Below are 18,142 nucleotides of genomic sequence, written 5' to 3'. Positions count from 1 at the left end.
AGCAGCCACCTGGTCGACACCCTGCAACAGCTGGTCTTGCGCGGACATCAGCAACTCTATCGGCATCGCAGCCACCTCGGCACCTCGCTGCTGGGGTTCGTCTTCGCCGGCTTCCCGCGCCTGGTGCGCGAGCAATGGCCCTTCGTCCTGGTCGCCGGTGTGCTGTTCTTCGCCAGCCTGGGGCTGACCGGCGTGCTGATCTATCTGTTTCCGGACCTGGTCTACAGCATCGTCAGCCCCCAGCAGGTCGCCGACATGCAAGCCATGTATGACCCCGCCGCCAGTCGCCTGGGACGCACCGTCGCGCGGGCCTCCAGCGAAAACTGGGTGATGTTCGGCTACTACATCATGAACAACATCGGCATTGCCTTTCAGACCTTCGCCAGCGGCTTGCTGTTCGGCCTGGGCAGCCTGTTCTTCCTGCTGTTCAACGGCCTGACGATCGGCGCCGTGGCCGGGCACCTGAGCCAGATCGGCTACGGACAGACCTTCTGGTCTTTTGTCATCGGCCACGGCGCCTTCGAACTCAGCGCCATCGTCCTCTCCGGGGCCGCCGGACTGCAACTGGGCTGGGCGCTGGTGGCGCCGGGACGTCTGTCCGCGGCGAGGCCCTGCGCCTGAGCGCGCGGCAAAGCATCCAGATGGTCGGCGGGGTCATCGTGTTCCTGCTGATCGCCGCCTTTATCGAAGCCTACTGGTCTTCCATGACCCAGCTCGCCCCTGGATCAAATATACGGTGGCGCGGGACTCTGGCTGCTGGTGGCGGCCTATCTACTGCTGGCCGGAAGGAGCGAACATGCGCCTGACTGACGCCAGCGTCGCCATTCGCCCGCGCAGCACCTGGAGGCCATGGACCTCGGCGTACTGCTGGCCCGGCAACATCGCGGCTTGCTGATGAGCGCCTGGGCGCTGGTCAGCCTGCCGGTCTTCGCCCTCCTGAGCCTGCTGCTCTGGGACCACCCCTCCATCGCCCTGCTGCTGTTCTGGTGGTTGAAACCGGCGTTCGAGCGCTTGCCACTGTATATCCTGTCCAGGGCCCTGTTCGGCGACACCCCGTCCCTGAAGCAGGCGCTCAAGGCCTGGCCGCGCCTGCTCAAGCCGCAGCTGCTGGCGAGCCTGAGCTGGCGCCGCCTGAGCCTGAGCCGTAGCTTCACCTTGCCGGTACAACAACTCGAAGGCCTCGACGGGCTGGCCCGCCAGCAGCGCCTGCGGGTGCTCTTGCCCCAGAGCCTGCGCGCGGCACGCTGGCTGACGCTGATCGGCGTACACCTGGAATATGTCCTGTGGATCGGCCTGATGGCGCTGTTCTATCTGTTGCTGCCACGGCAGATCGACATCGACTGGCACTGGCAGAAACTGCTGTTCGCCGCCCAGCATGAGTGGCTCTGGCTGGAACACCTGAGCAACGCCTTCTACGCGCTGATCCTGATCCTCTGGGAGCCTGTTTATATCGCCTGCGGCTTCAGCTTGTACCTCAACCGCCGAACCGTGCTGGAAGCCTGGGATATCGAACTGGTTTTCCGTCAGTTGCGCCAGCGCCTGCTGCCGGTGGTCGCCGCGCTGCTGCTCGGCGTCGGCCTGCTGTCGATGCCCTTTGCGCAACCGGTCATGGCCGCCGAACCGCCCGCGCCGGATACGCCGCGCCTGCTCAAACAACCGCTGACCAGCCAGGCATCCAAGGACGCCATCAAGGCATTGTTGCAAGCGCCGCCATTCAAGAACCCGGAAACCGTCACGCGCTGGCGGCTGGGCGAACCGTTGGACAAGGCCCGCGGCAAACCCTCTTCCGGCTGGCTGAAGGCCCTGCTGGAACGTTTTGACAGTCGCATCGCCGGACACTCGCCCACGGGCTGGAGATTCTGCTCTGGGCCGTGCTGTTCGGCTTGCTGGCCTGGTTGGCTGGCGTTATCGGGACGGCCTGCGGACCTTCGTCGGCCGCCCGAAGCCCCGCGCCCACCCCATCCCGAGCGCCGCGCCGCAACTGTTCGGCCTGGCACTGGGCGTCGAGACCTTGCCCGAGGATATCGCCGCCAGCGCCGAGACCCTCTGGCCCCTGCAACCGCGCGAAGCCATGAGCCTGCTCTATCGGGGCCTGCTCAGCCGCCTGTTGCATGACTATCAACTGCCCTTGAAGAACGCCGATACCGAAGGCCAGGTCCTGGAGCGGCTCGCCCAGTGCGCGAACCGCCCTCCAGGCCTTCAGCCAGGAATTGACCGCCCACTGGCTGAACCTCGCCTATGGGCATCGCCTGCCGGCGCTCCAGCAACAACAGGCGTTGTGCGAAGGCTGGCGACGGTTGTTCGGTCCGGGAGCCGGCCAATGAACCGGCGTCTTGCCTGGCTGATCGGCCTGGCGCTGCTGGCGTTGCTCGCCGGCATGGGCCTCTATCTCTACCTCAAGGCCACGCCCTATACCGAGGTCATCGATCACGGGCCCTCGCCCGAGGCCCGTGCCAACCCTTATCTGGCCGCCGAACACTATCTACGCCAGCGCGGCCTGACGGTCAGCCATGCCAACAGCCTGGACATCCTCCCCGGCCTGGACCCACGTGGGCGCAGCCTGATGCTGCTGGGCGAGCGCTCGAACATGACCCCGCGCCAGGCCGACCAACTGCTCAACTGGACCCGGGCCGGCGGCCGCCTGCTGTTCGTCGCCGAGGCCTTGTGGGACCCCAGGACCGGAAACAGCGGCGACCTGCTGCTCGACCGCGTACAACTGCGCCAGTTGTTGAGCAAGGACCTCAAGGGCGACGGTCCGGAACCGGAAGACGAGCATTACCCCCTGTTGACCCGGATGTACCTGGAAGACGAGGACGCTCCGGCCTATTTCAGCTTCGATACCGCGTTCCACCTGTCCGATCCGAAGAGCCTGGCGCAATCCTGGGCCAACAGCGCGACCTCCACCCACCTGATGCAACTGGACTACGGCGCCGGCAGCGTCATCGTACTGACCGACGCCGACCTCTGGACCAACCGCGCCATCGGCCGCTACGACAACGCCTGGCTGCTCTGGTACCTGGCCCAGGACAGCGAGGTGACCCTGCTGTTCAACACCGATCACGACAATCTGCTCACCCTGCTGTGGCGCTACTTCCCCAGGCCCTGGTCGCCCTCGCCGCCCTCCTCGGCCTGTGGTTATGGCATGTCGGTCTGCGCCAGGGGCCGCTGCAAGCCCCCGCCTCCCGGGCACGCCGCCAATTGCAGGAACACCTGCGGGCCAGTGCCGACTTCCTGCTCCGCCGCAGCGGCCATGAGGCCCTGCTCCAGGCGTTGCGCCAGGACATCCTGCGCCGCGCCCGCAAACGTCACCCCGGTTTCGAACGACTCGGCGTTGCCGAACAATGGCAGGTGCTCGCGCGCCTGACCCGCCAACCCACCAGCGCCATCAGCCAGGCCTTGCGCCCGCGACCGAAGCAGCGCCTTTCCAGCGTCGACTTCAGCCGCCAGGTCGCCCACCTGCAAACTCTCAGGAATGCCCTATGTTCTGGAGCTTGAGGACCGTTAAATAGCTGTGGTAATAGATACAGACACTTAGCGGCTCAGGCATCCAAGGGCTGACCTAACGCCCCCTTGTACCGTCAGAGCAGATAAAAAGATCGCGTGTCTGGTCAATGCAGGAGACGGTGGATGGAGCTTGTGTGGGCTACTGAGGATTTCGTGATCGCCGGGCAACCTTACCCAGGGTTTCCCATTCTGCTGTGGGATTCGATGGAGAGCTGCGCCCAGGCCAATCAGTTCTTTCGCTACTACTTGCTTCGCGGGCCATTGGCTCTAAGGATTCTTGGCCCAGTACCGGACGCGCACTGTACGACTTCTTCAGCTTTCTTCAGGCTCATGAGATTGACTGGCGCGACGTGGATCGTGGTGAGGCTAAAAGCCTTGTGGCGGCCTATCGGGACTACTGCTTGGTGACATGCGAGCTAGCACTAAACACTACTCGCCAACGCCTGACTTACATCTGCAAGTTCTACGAGTTCGCTCTGAAGGAGAGGTGGGTGACGCGCCTGCCCTTCAACTATGAAGAACGCACCGTAAAGCGCGTAACAAGGTTTCTTGGGCATATCGATGCCAGTGGCGGCAAAGTCATGGCAAACGATGTGATGCCACGTAGCCACAAATCCCTGCCCAAATTCTTGAGCATGGCCGAGATCAAGTCGCTCCTGGCGCAACGGAGAATCCCCATCACCGGATGGTGATGCGCCTGGCGCTGCATACTGGCCTGCGCCGCGAGGAAATCGCTGCCTTCCCGCTGGCTTGTGTCTTCGACCCGGACAAGGTGGGACGAACCGAGTTCAACCTCCGTATTCGGCTTGATCCGTTCGACGGCAGCGGCATGGTGACCAAGGGCCGTAAGTCGCGAGATATTTACGTCAGCCGTAAGTTCATGGCCGAACTCTATCGCTATGTGACTAAGGTGCGTGGCGAGCGCGCCTCGCTGAGCAAAACCCCGCAGAAGTCGATGTTCCTCAACCAGTCCGGAGAACGCTATGGCGAGGATGGCAAGAGCCTCAACCGGATCATCAGCAAGGCCGGCAAACGGGCTGGGATCAAGGTACATACGCACATGCTCCGGCACACCTATGCCACCCATACCCTGGTTAGCCTTCAGCGTAACCCTGCGAACGGGCTGGATCCCCTGGTCTTCGTCCAGCGACAACTCGGCCACAGCTCGATTCAGACGACAATGGTGTACCTGCATCTGGTCAACGAAATGGCCGACGAGGCGGTGCTGGCTTATGACGATGAGTTAAGTGCAATGGCAGAGGCGGCCTGATGGGCAAGCGCAAGGTATTTACCAAGACCGACCTCAGCATCCCGCAAGTCGAGCACAGCCACGACGCGACAGGCAACGTGGTCATTCTGCCTGAGGTTATGCCTCCGACGAATACCACGGTCAAGTTCGGGCGAAACACCTCCAACAGCCGAAACTTCGATTTTGCCCGCTGGTACGGTGCTGGTATTGACCCCATCACCTACGCCTGCCAGCGCCAAATTGAACGCTTCCTCGCCGGTCAGGAGGGCGCCCTAACGGTCACCACTGTCGTTTCCTACTGCAAGAGTGGGCTGCGTAGCTTCCTCGACTATTGCATGCTCCGGGCGACGGCTTTTGGCCGTGACTTGGTCTTGGCAGATGTGAACCGGGACCTGATCGACAGCTATCTCAGCGATTTAGCTGGGCAGAGAGGGTTGACTACTTTCCGAACTGCGTCTACACGAAAGCCAAGCCCGTGCTTCTCGCCTTGGGACGGAGAGGGTTATTCCCCTTGGTCACCTCTGGCGATGCTGCCACCTTCCCACGCAACCCCTTTCCAAACAACAAGCGCAAGACCAAGGGCGAGACGGCGCTGTCGAAGCTCGAGCGGCAAGAGTTCACGGTCGCGCTACGGCAGGCCATCAGGCCAATATGGACCGATAACACGCCTGTGACGGCGATCTGCTGGTCTTTGCCCTGCTGGTCGTGGCGCTTCACACCGGACGCAATACACTCCACTGCTCGAGATGGACCGCGACTGCTTGCGTCCGCACCCCAAAGACAACGCCGTATTCCTAGTGCTGTGGAAGCGGCGCGGCTACAAAACCAGCAAAGTGGCGCTACGCGCCGCATCGGACGCCGAGCGCCTTCTGGAATCTACGCCCAGCGTGAGAACCAACGTGGAGCGTCTGATCCGTCGCGTGATGGTCTTGACCGAGCCCCTGGATTCAGAGGCTCCAGACGACCTCAAGGGGCGTGTTTGGCTGTACCGCAGTCGCGCTTGGAGGTCAGTTGGTCAAGTTACGGCGTTGAGCGGACGAGTATTGGAGAAGGCGATAAGCAACCTTGTAGCTGAGTACGGCCTGAACGATAGCGACGGAAAGCCATTGCGCATCAATATCTCGCGCCTGCGCAAGACCTTTGCCAACCGCATCTTCGAGCTGACCGATGGCGATCTCGCGACCACGGCCGCAGCCCTTGGCAATACCCCCCGGGTAGCCGAGCAAAACTATTTGGCACCCAGCGCGGATACCCGTCGCAACTGGCAGTTCATGGGTGAGTTGCTGGTGCAGGAGTTGCTGACTGTAACCATCGGTGCGACCTATAAGGACACCCCCCTGGGGCGATGCACCGATCCGGTGAACGGCCAGTTCGCCCCGAAGCGTAAGGATGCGACCTGCATGAGCTTCATGAACTGCCTGCGTTGCAAACACTACGCAGTCACCGCCGAGGATCTGTACAAGCTGTTCAGCTTCTACTTCCGCGTGCTTGCCGAGCGCTCGCGGATGGACAAGCGGCGCTGGGCACGGGACTACGCCCACATTCTCGCTTGATTGACCACTATATCGTTGCCGAGGGACTACGGCGTGGCACCTTCAAAACCGCAGCCGTTGAGGCAGCTCGTGAGCACGCCCGGTCCAACCGCACCCATTTTGGTCGGTTGATCTGATCGACAGCCTGGAGGTCTTAGCATGAACGGCAATACCCTGGTGGGGCTACCTTGGACCGCCATTACTGTTCAGGCGGGCGATGTGCGTGAACTCCCCGAATCCGAACGCGACGCCCTAATCATTACCGCTACTCAGGTCGATGGGCAATGGATCATCATCAGCCGCTACGGCGACGACATCTGGCAACTCAACGGTTTCACCAGCAACGTCCCGGCCAACCAGAGGCGGCTGGACTTCGGCCGTGTGCCACCGGCGTTTCGGGCGGTGACGAAGGCAATGCTGTACCGCTACCTGCGACGAGGGCGTCTCGAGTCGGGTCGGCCTAAAGGCGCTATGGTTCGAAGTACCTTCTCCAATGCAATGCCATTCCTGCGCCACCTGAGAGCGCTGAAGCTCGATCACTTAGGAGTGGTGACGCCTCTGATCTGTGCGACCTATGTCGCAGCCTGCAAGGCGCACCGCCAGACCAACCGTTCTAAAGGCAAGCCATTATCGCCGCGAGGGTTGGAAGCCCGTTTCAGTGCAGTCGAAGCACTCCATGAACTGAGCCAGTACACCGACGACCGGATGCCTCAGCACCCTTGGCCCGAGACTTCCGCGAAGACAATGGCAGGGCTTAACGGCCGTAGCACCCAGGGTGGCAAGACGCAGCTGATCCCGATGATGTGTTCTGCATCCTGTTCAAACGGGCCTACCAACAGGTTGAGCGCGGACAGCAACTGCTTGACCTGCGCGATGCACTGGATGCTACTGCGCCGCCGCGAAAGGGGCTATCAAACACTTCCATCTGTGAGGCCAAGAACCGCCACTTGGACGCCCTTGGCTGGGAGGGCAGTCTCAGGACATTCAACTCAACACTGAACGAGCTGCGCACAGCATGCTACATCGTCCTGGCCAGCACCTCCGGCTGCCGCAACCACGAGTTGGCCAACGTGCAGGCGGGCGCGCACCACCGCACCCACGACGATGACGGCACCGTCTGCCACTGGATGCGCTCTCGATCTGACAAGACAGATACAGGTATCCATGACTGGATGATCCCCGAGGCCGCTGTGCGTGCCCTGCGCGTCATGGAGCGTTGGTGCGTGCCCTATCAAGCCATGATCGCCGCCGAGATCATGCAGAGGCGCCGCGTCGACCCGCATGATCCGCAGATCACGGAGGCACACAAGCACCGCCATTCGCTCTTTCTCCGCGTATATACGAATGAGGGCAACCAAGTGCGCACGCTTTCTGGCGTGACTTGGGATGGGAACCTCAAGGCATTCGCCAAGAATTGCGGACTGGACTGGAACTCACCAGCCACCAGTTCCGCCGCAAGTTCGCCAACTACGCTGCGCACAGCCGCTTCGGCGACCTGCGCTACCTCAAAGAGCATTACGCGCACTGGACGCTGGACATGAGCTTGGGATATGCCATGGACGATAGCTGGGGACAGCACCTGGACCTTGATCTGTACGCAGATATTCAGGGGGAGTTGGAAGATATAAAACTCAGCGTCGTCGATACCTGGCTGGGTGACGTCCCCCTGGCCGGGGGCTATGGCCACGCGCTCAGCAGTGGCAGCGGGAACCACAGAATCTGCTGATCTTCAAAGATCACGCGTCGATGCTTAAGTCCATCGCTGAAAGCACTGCTATCCGCAGCAACGGCCATGCCTGGTGTACGGCAGACAATGACGGTTGCGTCGGGAACACCCTTGAACGCACCCGCTGTAGCGGCTGCGACCACTCAGTGATCGGAGGTGCCCACGCGCCTATCTACCAGCGACTTTACGATGATCTGAAAGGGTTGCTGCATTGCCCAGACATTGGTGAGGGCGGCCGCCAGCGCGTTGAACGAGATCTGAATCGCTGCCGCGACGTATTGGCCCAGTTAGGAATGGATCCGGAGACTTTGATCGCATGAAGCCCAAGGACAAAACAACCAACTACAAGCCGGCTGAGGATCGCGAGAAGGATCTGAAGCTCGCCCTCTACCGCATCCAGAAGGGCCGTGCCCGCAGCGGGGAAACAAGGTTACTATCGCCGCAGTAGCCCGCGAGGCGGGCGTATCGACGGCACTAATCCACAATCACTACCCACGAATTGCCGAGGCTATCCGAGAGGCTCAGGGGCGCTCCAGTCGCGCCATGCGTGATGTGAAACAACAAGACTTGATTGCAGAGCGCAAGAAGTCCGCAGCGTACCGTCAGGAGATCGAGGAGCTGCGGACCAAGGTCGCAAATCTCGCGTCCATCAATGAAGTGCTATTAGACGAGAACCGTGTGCTCAAGGCTAAGATAACGGCCCTCGGATAGTCGATCTAGCTTCAAGGAAGCCGCATGAATAGGCCGGTTCCGCCAATCAGCGCCACCTCGCCACTCTGGATCATGTGTTAACCAAATAATTGCGTTGTTAACCCACCGTGGTTAACAGCTCAAATTTAAGGTTTACAACGCCGGCCGTAGATGCCGCTGGCCTCGGTTTAAGGTAACCGTCCGGCGAAGTCACCTACCGAACTCCAGCATTAAGCGAGCCGATAAGCAGGATGATCGCAGGACATGCCAAAATAAAAATTAAACCAGGTGTCGTCAATGCCGCGAAGGCGAGGGTGCCGCTTAAAAAGTACGCGGACCGACGGCATCGCCCTAATGCCTGCGGAGTTCGCGTAGGTGCTTCGCCGGCGATTACCTTAAACGGAGGCCAGGCGGGCTCTACGCTGAAAGGCTTTTGAGCGAAACACACGGCTAGGCACGCAATCACGGTTAACAATACTCCCAGACCGGGGCGACGTGGCGCCGATTGGACTTGAGTTTCGTCGAATGGACTCTCGGTGGGATCGGCGTCGCTTAAATACCGGCCAGTTAATGAGTTGTAGGAGCCGTTCTCGAGGCACGGCATCTCGGCGGCGTTGTAAACCTAATTGAGCTGTTAACCACGGTGTAACAACGCAATTATTTGGTTAACACATGATCCAGAGTGGCGAGGTGGCGCTGATTGGCGGAACCGGCCTATTCATGCGCTTCCTTGAAGCTAGATCGACTATCGAGGGCCGTTTATTTAGCCTTGAGCACACGGTTCTCGTCTAATAGCACTTCATTGATGGACGCGAGATTTGCGACCTTGGTCCGCAGCTCCTCGATCTCCTGACGGTACGCTGCGGACTTCTGCGCTCTGCAATCAAGTCTTGTTGTTTCACATCACGCATGGCGCGACTGGAGCGCCCCTGAGCCTCTCGGATAGCCTCGGCAATTCGTGGGTAGTGATTGTGGATTAGTGCCGTCGATACGCCCGCCTCGCGGGCTACTGCGGCGATAGTAACCTTGGTTTCCCCGCTGCGGGCACGGCCCTTCTGGATGCGGTAGAGGGCGAGCTTCAGATCCTTCTCGCGATCCTCAGCCGGCTTGTAGTTGGTTGTTTTGTCCTTGGGCTTCATGCGATCAAAGTCTCCGGATCCATTCCTAACTGGGCCAATACGTCGCGGCAGCGATTCAGATCTCGTTCAACGCGCTGGCGGCCGCCCTCACCAATGTCTGGGCAATGCAGCAACCCTTTCAGATCATCGTAAAGTCGCTGGTAGATAGGGCGCGTGGGCACCTCCGATCACTGAGTGGTCGCAGCCGCTACAGCGGGTGCGTTCAAGGGTGTTCCCGACGCAACCGTCATTGTTCTGCCGTACACCAGGCATGGCCGTTGCTGCGGATAGCAGTGCTTTCAGCGATGGACTTAAGCATCGACGCGTGATCTTTGAAGATCAGCAGATTCTGTGGTTCCCGCTGCCACTGCTTGAGCGCGTGGCCATAGCCCCGGCCAGGGGGACGTCACCCAGCCAGGTATCGACGACGCTGAGTTTTATATCTTCCAACTCCCCCTGAATATCTGCGTACAGATCAAGGTCCAGGTGCTGTCCCCAGCTATCGTCCATGGCATATCCCAAGCTCATGTCCAGCGTCCAGTGCGCGTAATGCTCTTTGAGGTAGCGCAGGTCGCCGAAGCGGCTGTGCGCAGCGTAGTTGGCGAACTTGCGGCGGAACTGGTGGCTGGTGAGTTTCCAGTCCAGTCCGCAATTCTTGGCGAATGCCTTGAGGTTCCCATCCCAAGTCACGCCAGAAAGCGTGCGCACTTGGTTGCCCTCATTCGTATATACGCGGAGAAAGAGCGAATGGCGGTGCTTGTGTGCCTCCGTGATCTGCGGATCATGCGGGTCGACGCGGCGCCTCTGCATGATCTCGGCGGCGATCATGGCTTGATAGGGCACGCACCAACGCTCCATGACGCGCAGGGCACGCACAGCGGCCTCGGGGATCATCCAGTCATGGATACCTGTATCTGTCTTGTCAGATCGAGAGCGCATCCAGTGGCAGACGGTGCCGTCATCGTCGTGGGTGCGGTGGTGCGCGCCCGCCTGCACGTTGGCCAACTCGTGGTTGCGGCAGCCGGAGGTGCTGGCCAGGACGATGTAGCATGCTGTGCGCAGCTCGTTCAGTGTTGAGTTGAATGTCCTGAGACTGCCCTCCCAGCCAAGGGCGTCCAAGTGGCGGTTCTTGGCCTCACAGATGGAAGTGTTTGATAGCCCCTTTCGCGGCGGCGCAGTAGCATCCAGTGCATCGCGCAGGTCAAGCAGTTGCTGTCCGCGCTCAACCTGTTGGTAGGCCCGTTTGAACAGGATGCAGAACACATCATCGGGGATCAGCTGCGTCTTGCCACCCTGGGTGCTACGGCCGTTAAGCCCTGCCATTGTCTTCGCGGAAGTCTCGGGCCAAGGGTGCTGAGGCATCCGGTCGTCGGTGTACTGGCTCAGTTCATGGAGTGCTTCGACTGCACTGAAACGGGCTTCCAACCCTCGCGGCGATAATGGCTTGCCTTTAGAACGGTTGGTCTGGCGGTGCGCCTTGCAGGCTGCGACATAGGTCGCACAGATCAGAGGCGTCACCACTCCTTAAGTGATCGAGCTTCAGCGCTCTCAGGTGGCGCAGGAATGGCATTGCATTGGAGAAGTACTTCGAACCATAGCGCCTTTAGGCCGACCCGACTCGAGACGCCCTCGTCGCAGGTAGCGGTACAGCATTGCCTTCGTCACCGCCCGAAACGCCGGTGGCACACGGCCGAAGTCCAGCCGCCTCTGGTTGGCCGGGACGTTGCTGGTGAAACCGTTGAGTTGCCAGATGTCGTCGCCGTAGCGGCTGATGATGATCCATTGCCATCGACCTGAGTAGCGGTAATGATTAGGGCGTCGCGTTCGGATTCGGGGAGTTCACGCACATCGCCCGCCTGAACAGTAATGGCGGTCCAAGGTAGCCCCACCAGGGTATTGCCGTTCATGCTAAGACCTCCAGGCTGTCGATCAGATCAACCGACCAAAATGGGTGCGGTTGGGACCGGGCGTGCTCACGAGCTGCCTCAACGGCTGCGGTTTTGAAGGTGCCACGCCGTAGTCCCTCGGCAACGATATAGTGGTCAATCAAGCGAGGAATGTGGGCGTAGTCCCGTGCCCAGCGCCGCTTGTCCATCCGCGAGCGCTCGGCAAGCACGCGGAAGTAGAAGCTGAACAGCTTGTACAGATCCTCGGCGGTGACTGCGTAGTGTTTGCAACGCAGGCAGTTCATGAAGCTCATGCAGGTCGCATCCTTACGCTTCGGGGCGAACTGGCCGTTCACCGGATCGGTGCATCGCCCAGGGGGGTGTCTTATAGGTCGCACCGATGGTTACAGTCAGCAACTCCTGCACCAGCAACTCACCATGAACTGCAGTTGCGACGGGTATCCGCGCTGGGTGCCAAATAGTTTTGCTCGGCTACCCGGGGGGTATTGCCAAGGGCTGCGGCCGTGGTCGCGAGATCGCCATCGGTCAGCTCGAAGATGCGGTTGGCAAAGGTCTTGCGCAGGCGCGAGATATTGATGCGCAATGGCTTTCCGTCGCTATCGTTCAGGCCGTACTCAGCTACAAGGTTGCTTATCGCCTTCTCCAATACTCGTCCGCTCAACGCCGTAACTTGACCAACTGACCTCCAAGCGCGACTGCGGTACAGCCAAACACGCCCCTTGAGTCGTCTGGAGCCTCTGAATCCAGGGGCTCGGTCAAGACCATCACGCGACGGATCAGACGCTCCACGTGGTTCTCACGCTGGGCGTAGATTCCAGAAGGCGCTCGGCGTCCGATGCGGCGCGTAGCGCCACTTTGCTGGTTTTGTAGCCGCGCCGCTTCCACAGCACTAGGAATACGGCGTTGTCTTTGGGGTGCGGACGCAAGCAGTCGCGGTCCATCTCGAGCAGTGGAGTGGTATTGCGTCCGGTGTGAAGCGCCACGACCAGCAGGGCAAAGACCAGCAGATCGCCGGTCACAGGCGTGTTATCGGTCCATATTGGCCTGATGGCCTGCCGTAGCGCGACCGTGAACTCTTGCCGCTCGAGCTTCGACAGCGCCGTCTCGCCCTTGGTCTTGCGCTTGTTGTTTGGAAAGGGGTTGCGTGGAAGGTGGCAGCATCGCCAGAGGTGACCAAGGGGAATAACCCTCTCCGTCCCAAGGCGAGAAGCACGGGCTTGGCTTTCGTGTAGACGCAGTTCGGAAAAGTAGTCAACCCTCTCTGCCCAGCTAAATCGCTGAGATAGCTGTCGATCAGGTCCCGGTTCACATCTGCCAAGACCAAGTCACGGCCAAAAGCCGTCGCCCGGAGCATGCAATAGTCGAGGAAGCTACGCAGCCCACTCTTGCAGTAGGAACGACAGTGGTGACCGTTAGGGCGCCCTCCTGACCGGCGAGGAAGCGTTCAATTTGGCGCTGGCAGGCGTAGGTGATGGGGTCAATACCAGCACCGTACCAGCGGGCAAAATCGAAGTTTCGGCTGTTGGAGGTGTTTCGCCCGAACTTGACCGTGGTATTCGTCGGAGGCATAACCTCAGGCAGAATGACCACGTTGCCTGTCGCGTCGTGGCTGTGCTCGACTTGCGGATGCTGAGGTCGGTCTTGGTAAATACCTTGCGCTTGCCATCAGGCCGCCTCTGCCATTGCACTTAACTCATCGTCATAGCCAGCACCGCCTCGTCGGCCATTTCGTTGACCAGATGCAGGTACACCATTGTCGTCTGAATCGAGCTGTGGCCGAGTTGTCGCTGGACGAAGACCAGGGGATCCAGCCCGTTCGCAGGGTTACGCTGAAGGCTAACCAGGGTATGGGTGGCATAGGTGTGCCGGAGCATGTGCGTATGTACCTTGATCCCAGCCCGTTTGCCGGCCTTGCTGATGATCCGGTTGAGGCTCTTGCCATCCTCGCCATAGCGTTCTCCGGACTGGTTGAGGAACATCGACTTCTGCGGGGTTTTGCTCAGCGAGGCGCGCTCGCCACGCACCTTAGTCACATAGCGATAGAGTTCGGCCATGAACTTACGGCTGACGTAAATATCTCGCGACTTACGGCCCTTGGTCACCATGCCGCTGCCGTCGAACGGATCAAGCCGAATACGGAGGTTGAACTCGGTTCGTCCCACCTTGTCCGGGTCGAAGACACAAGCCAGCGGAAGGCAGCGATTTCCTCGCGGCGCAGGCCAGTATGCAGCGCCAGGCGCATCACCATCCGGTGATGGGGATTCTCCGTTGCCGCCAGGAGCGACTTGATCTCGGCCATGCTCAAGAATTTGGGCAGGGATTGTGGCTACGTGGCATCACATCGTTTGCCATGACTTTGCCGCCACTGCATCGATATGCCAAGAAACCTTGTTACGCGCTTTACGGTGCGTTCTTCATAGTTGAAGGGCAGGCGCGTCACCCACCTCTCCTTCAGAGCGAACTCGTAGAACTTGCAGATGTAAGTCAGGCGTTGGCGAGTAGTGTTTAGTGCTAGCTCGCATGTCACCAAGCAGTAGTCCCGATAGGCCGCCACAAGGCTTTTAGCCTCACCACGATCCACGTCGCGCCAGTCAATCTCATGAGCCTGAAGAAAGCTGAAGAAGTCGTACAGTGCGCGTCCGGTACTGGGCCAAGAATCCTTAGAGCCAATGGCCCCGCGAAGCAAGTAGTAGCGAAAGAACTGATTGGCCTGGGCGCAGCTCTCCATCGAATCCCACAGCAGAATGGGAAACCCTGGTAAGGTTGCCCGGCGATCACGAAATCCTCAGTAGCCCACACAAGCTCCATCCACCGTCTCCTGCATTGACCAGACACGCGATCTTTTTATCTGCTCTGACGGTACAAGGGGCGTTAGGTCAGCCCTTGGATGCCTGAGCCGCTAAGTGTCTGTATCTATTACCACAGCTATTTAACGGTCCTCAAGCTCCAGAACATAGGGCATTCCTGAGAGTTTGCAGGTGGGCGACCTGGCGGCTGAAGTCGACGCTGGAAAGGCGCTGCTTCGGTCGCGGGCGCAAGGCCTGGCTGATGGCGCTGGTGGGTTGGCGGGTCAGGCGCGCGAGCACCTGCCATTGTTCGGCAACGCCGAGTCGTTCGAAACCGGGGTGACGTTTGCGGGCGCGGCGCAGGATGTCCTGGCGCAACGCCTGGAGCAGGGCCTCATGGCCGCTGCGGCGGAGCAGGAAGTCGGCACTGGCCCGCAGGTGTTCCTGCAATTGGCGGCGTGCCCGGGAGGCGGGGGCTTGCAGCGGCCCCTGGCGCAGACCGACATGCCATAACCACAGGCCGAGGAGGGCGGCGAGGGCGACCAGGGCTGGGGGAAGTAGCGCCACAGCAGGGTGAGCAGATTGTCGTGATCGGTGTTGAACAGCAGGGTCACCTCGCTGTCCTGGGCCAGGTACCAGAGCAGCCAGGCGTTGTCGTAGCGGCCGATGGCGCGGTTGGTCCAGAGGTCGGCGTCGGTCAGTACGATGACGCTGCCGGCGCCGTAGTCCAGTTGCATCAGGTGGGTGGAGGTCGCGCTGTTGGCCCAGGATTGCGCCAGGCTCTTCGGATCGGACAGGTGGAACGCGGTATCGAAGCTGAAATAGGCCGGAGCGTCCTCGTCTTCCAGGTACATCCGGGTCAACAGGGGGTAATGCTCGTCTTCCGGTTCCGGACCGTCGCCCTTGAGGTCCTTGCTCAACAACTGGCGCAGTTGTACGCGGTCGAGCAGCAGGTCGCCGCTGTTTCCGGTCCTGGGGTCCCACAAGGCCTCGGCGACGAACAGCAGGCGGCCGCCGGCCCGGGTCCAGTTGAGCAGTTTGGTCGGCCTGGCGCGGGGTCATGTTCGAGCGCTCGCCCAGCAGCATCAGGCTGCGCCCACGTGGGTCCAGGCCGGGGAGGATGTCCAGGCTGTTGGCATGGCTGACCGTCAGGCCGCGCTGGCGTAGATAGTGTTCGGCGGCCAGATAAGGGTTGGCACGGGCCTCGGGCGAGGGCCCGTGATCGATGACCTCGGTATAGGGCGTGGCCTTGAGGTAGAGATAGAGGCCCATGCCGGCGAGCAACGCCAGCAGCGCCAGGCCGATCAGCCAGGCAAGACGCCGGTTCATTGGCCGGCTCCCGGACCGAACAACCGTCGCCAGCCTTCGCACAACGCCTGTTGTTGCTGGAGCGCCGGCAGGCGATGCCCATAGGCGAGGTTCAGCCAGTGGGCGGTCAATTCCTGGCTGAAGGCCTGGAGGGCGGGTTCGCGCAACTGGGCGAGCCGCTCCAGGACCTGGCCTTCGGTATCGGCGTTCTTCAAGGGCAGTTGATAGTCATGCAACAGGCGGCTGAGCAGGCCCCGATAGAGCAGGCTCATGGCTTCGCGCGGTTGCAGGGGCCAGAGGGTCTCGGCGCTGGCGGCGATATCCTCGGGCAAGGTCTCGACGCCCAGTGCCAGGCCGAACAGTTGCGGCGCGGCGCTCGGGATGGGGTGGGCGCGGGGCTTCGGGCGGCCGACGAAGGTCCGCAGGCCGTCCCGATAACGCCAGGCCAACCAGGCCAGCAAGCCGAACAGCACGGCCCAGAGCAGAATCTCCAGCCCGTGGCGAGTGTCCCGGCGATGCGACTGTCAAAACGTTCCAGCAGGGCCTTCAGCCAGCCGGAAGAGGGTTTGCCGCGGGCCTGTCCAACGGTTCGCCCAGCCGCCAGCGCGTGACGGTTTCCGGGTTCTTGAATGGCGGCGCTTGCAACAATGCCTTGATGGCGTCCTTGGATGCCTGGCTGGTCAGCGGTTGTTTGAGCAGGCGCGGCGTATCCGGCGCGGGCGGTTCGGCGGCCCATGACCGGTTGCGCAAAGGGCATCGACAGCAGGCCGACGCCGAGCAGCAGCGCGGCGACCACCGGCAGCAGGCGCTGGCGCAACTGACGGAAAACCAGTTCGATATCCCAGGCTTCCAGCACGGTTCGGCGGTTGAGGTACAAGCTGAAGCCGCAGGCGATATAAACAGGCTCCCAGAGGATCAGGATCAGCGCGTAGAAGGCGTTGCTCAGGTGTTCCAGCCAGAGCCACTCATGCTGGGCGGCGAACAGCAGTTTCTGCCAGTGCCAGTCGATGTCGATCTGCCGTGGCAGCAACAGATAGAACAGCGCCATCAGGCCGATCCACAGGACATATTCCAGGTGTACGCCGATCAGCGTCAGCCAGCGTGCCGCGCGCAGGCTCTGGGCAAGAGCACCCGCAGGCGCTGCTGGCGGGCCAGCCCGTCGAGGCCTTCGAGTTGTTGTACCGGCAAGGTGAAGCTACGGCTCAGGCTCAGGCGGCGCCAGCTCAGGCTCGCCAGCAGCTGCGGCTTGAGCAGGCGCGGCCAGGCCTTGAGCGCCTGCTTCAGGGACGGGGTGTCGCCGAACAGGGCCCTGGACAGGATATACAGTGGCAAGCGCTCGAACGCCGGTTTCAACCACCAGAACAGCAGCAGGGCGATGGAGGGGTGGTCCCAGAGCAGCAGGCTCAGGAGGGCGAAGACCGGCAGGCTGACCAGCGCCCAGGCGCTCATCAGCAAGCCGCGATGTTGCCGGGCCAGCAGTACGCCGAGGTCCATGGCCTCCCAGGTGCTGCGCGGGCGAATGGCGACGCTGGCGTCAGTCAGGCGCATGTTCGCTCCTTCCGGCCAGCAGTAGATAGGCCGCCACCAGCAGCCAGAGTCCCGCGCCCACCGTATATTTGATCCAGGGGGCGAGCTGGGTCATGGAAGACCAGTAGGCTTCGATAAAGGCGGCGATCAGCAGGAACACGATGACCCCGCCGACCATCTGGATGCTTTGCCGCGCGCTCAGGCGCAGGGCCTCGCCGCGGGACAGACGTCCCGGCGCCACCAGCGCCCAGCCCAGTTGCAGTCCGGCGGCCCCGGAGAGGACGATGGCGCTGAGTTCGAAGGCGCCGTGGCCGATGACAAAAGACCAGAAGGTCTGTCCGTAGCCGATCTGGCTCAGGTGCCCGGCCACGGCGCCGATCGTCAGGCCGTTGAACAGCAGGAAGAACAGGCTGCCCAGGCCGAACAGCAAGCCGCTGGCGAAGGTCTGAAAGGCAATGCCGATGTTGTTCATGATGTAGTAGCCGAACATCACCCAGTTTTCGCTGGAGGCCCGCGCGACGGTGCGTCCCAGGCGACTGGCGGCGGGGTCATACATGGCTTGCATGTCGGCGACCTGCTGGGGCTGACGATGCTGTAGACCAGGTCCGGAAACAGATAGATCAGCACGCCGGTCAGCCCCAGGCTGGCGAAGAACAGCACACCGGCGACCAGGACGAAGGGCCATTGCTCGCGCACCAGGCGCGGGAAGCCGGCGAAGACGAACCCCAGCAGCGAGGTGCCGAGGTGGCTGCGATGCCGATAGAGTTGCTGATGTCCGCGCAAGACCAGCTGTTG

Annotated in this window: 7 protein-coding genes and 10 pseudogenes; 10 read left to right on the top strand and 7 right to left on the bottom strand. The window is 61.3% G+C overall.

Annotated elements, in window-relative coordinates; all coding sequences use genetic code 11:
* The 10 genes and pseudogenes from PFEN_RS20445 to PFEN_RS20415 all read left to right on the top strand — a co-directional run.
* A pseudogene (locus PFEN_RS20445) lies at positions 1-810 on the top strand (stage II sporulation protein M); the annotation flags it as partial.
* Positions 797-2,324 (top strand): annotated as a pseudogene (locus PFEN_RS20440) (DUF4129 domain-containing protein). The pseudogenes PFEN_RS20445 and PFEN_RS20440, both read left to right, overlap by 14 nt.
* Positions 2,321-3,495 (top strand): annotated as a pseudogene (locus PFEN_RS20435) (DUF4350 domain-containing protein). Before PFEN_RS20440 ends, PFEN_RS20435 begins: the two co-directional pseudogenes overlap by 4 nt.
* A gap of 500 nt (positions 3,496-3,995) precedes the next feature.
* On the top strand, positions 3,996-4,196 hold the full coding sequence (locus PFEN_RS30760; RefSeq protein ID WP_224771024.1) for a hypothetical protein: 201 nt from the start codon (positions 3,996-3,998) through the stop codon (positions 4,194-4,196).
* A complete protein-coding gene (locus PFEN_RS30755) occupies positions 4,196-4,774 on the top strand; it encodes a tyrosine-type recombinase/integrase (RefSeq protein WP_263596620.1) in 579 nt (192 codons plus the stop codon). The genes PFEN_RS30760 and PFEN_RS30755 overlap by 1 nt, the downstream gene beginning before the upstream one ends.
* Positions 4,774-6,448: pseudogene (locus PFEN_RS20425) on the top strand (hypothetical protein). The gene PFEN_RS30755 and the pseudogene PFEN_RS20425 overlap by 1 nt, the downstream one beginning before the upstream one ends.
* Entirely contained in the window at positions 6,445-7,284 is an 840-nt protein-coding gene (locus tag PFEN_RS31540; RefSeq protein ID WP_412071461.1) for a hypothetical protein, read from the top strand. Before PFEN_RS20425 ends, PFEN_RS31540 begins: the two are co-directional and overlap by 4 nt.
* Positions 7,233-7,826 (top strand): hypothetical protein, encoded by a 594-nt coding sequence (locus tag PFEN_RS31535; protein ID WP_412071460.1) that lies wholly within the window; start codon positions 7,233-7,235, stop codon positions 7,824-7,826. The genes PFEN_RS31540 and PFEN_RS31535 overlap by 52 nt, the downstream gene beginning before the upstream one ends.
* Entirely contained in the window at positions 7,823-8,011 is a 189-nt protein-coding gene (locus PFEN_RS31530) for a hypothetical protein (RefSeq protein ID WP_412071459.1), read from the top strand. The genes PFEN_RS31535 and PFEN_RS31530 overlap by 4 nt, the downstream gene beginning before the upstream one ends.
* A 316-nt stretch (positions 8,012-8,327) precedes the next feature.
* Positions 8,328-8,754: pseudogene (locus PFEN_RS20415) on the top strand (TetR family transcriptional regulator).
* Positions 8,755-9,366: 612 nt separating this feature from the next.
* On the opposite strand, the pseudogene PFEN_RS20410 reads toward PFEN_RS20415, so the two are convergent.
* From PFEN_RS20410 to PFEN_RS20380, 7 genes and pseudogenes are all read right to left on the bottom strand, one after another.
* Positions 9,367-9,840, bottom strand: a pseudogene (locus PFEN_RS20410) (TetR family transcriptional regulator).
* A gap of 318 nt (positions 9,841-10,158) precedes the next feature.
* Entirely contained in the window at positions 10,159-11,337 is a 1,179-nt protein-coding gene (locus PFEN_RS31525; RefSeq protein WP_412071458.1) for a hypothetical protein, read from the bottom strand.
* A 385-nt stretch (positions 11,338-11,722) separates the two neighbouring features.
* Positions 11,723-13,414 (bottom strand): annotated as a pseudogene (locus PFEN_RS20400) (hypothetical protein).
* Positions 13,415-13,888, bottom strand: a complete 474-nt coding sequence (locus PFEN_RS30750; protein WP_224771023.1) for a tyrosine-type recombinase/integrase — start codon at positions 13,886-13,888, stop codon at positions 13,415-13,417.
* 777 nt (positions 13,889-14,665) lie between these two features.
* Positions 14,666-15,841, bottom strand: a pseudogene (locus PFEN_RS20390) (DUF4350 domain-containing protein).
* Positions 15,838-17,368: pseudogene (locus tag PFEN_RS20385) on the bottom strand (DUF4129 domain-containing protein). Before PFEN_RS20385 ends, PFEN_RS20390 begins: the two co-directional pseudogenes overlap by 4 nt.
* Positions 17,355-18,142, bottom strand: a pseudogene (locus PFEN_RS20380) (stage II sporulation protein M); the annotation flags it as partial. The pseudogenes PFEN_RS20380 and PFEN_RS20385, both read right to left, overlap by 14 nt.

Origin of the sequence: Pseudomonas sp. FEN, assembly GCF_904067045.1 — a bacterium.
Taxonomy (GTDB): Bacteria; Pseudomonadota; Gammaproteobacteria; order Pseudomonadales; family Pseudomonadaceae; genus Aquipseudomonas.
Note: the sequence above shows the minus strand (reverse complement) of the source record. Positions and strands in the feature narration are given on the sequence as shown.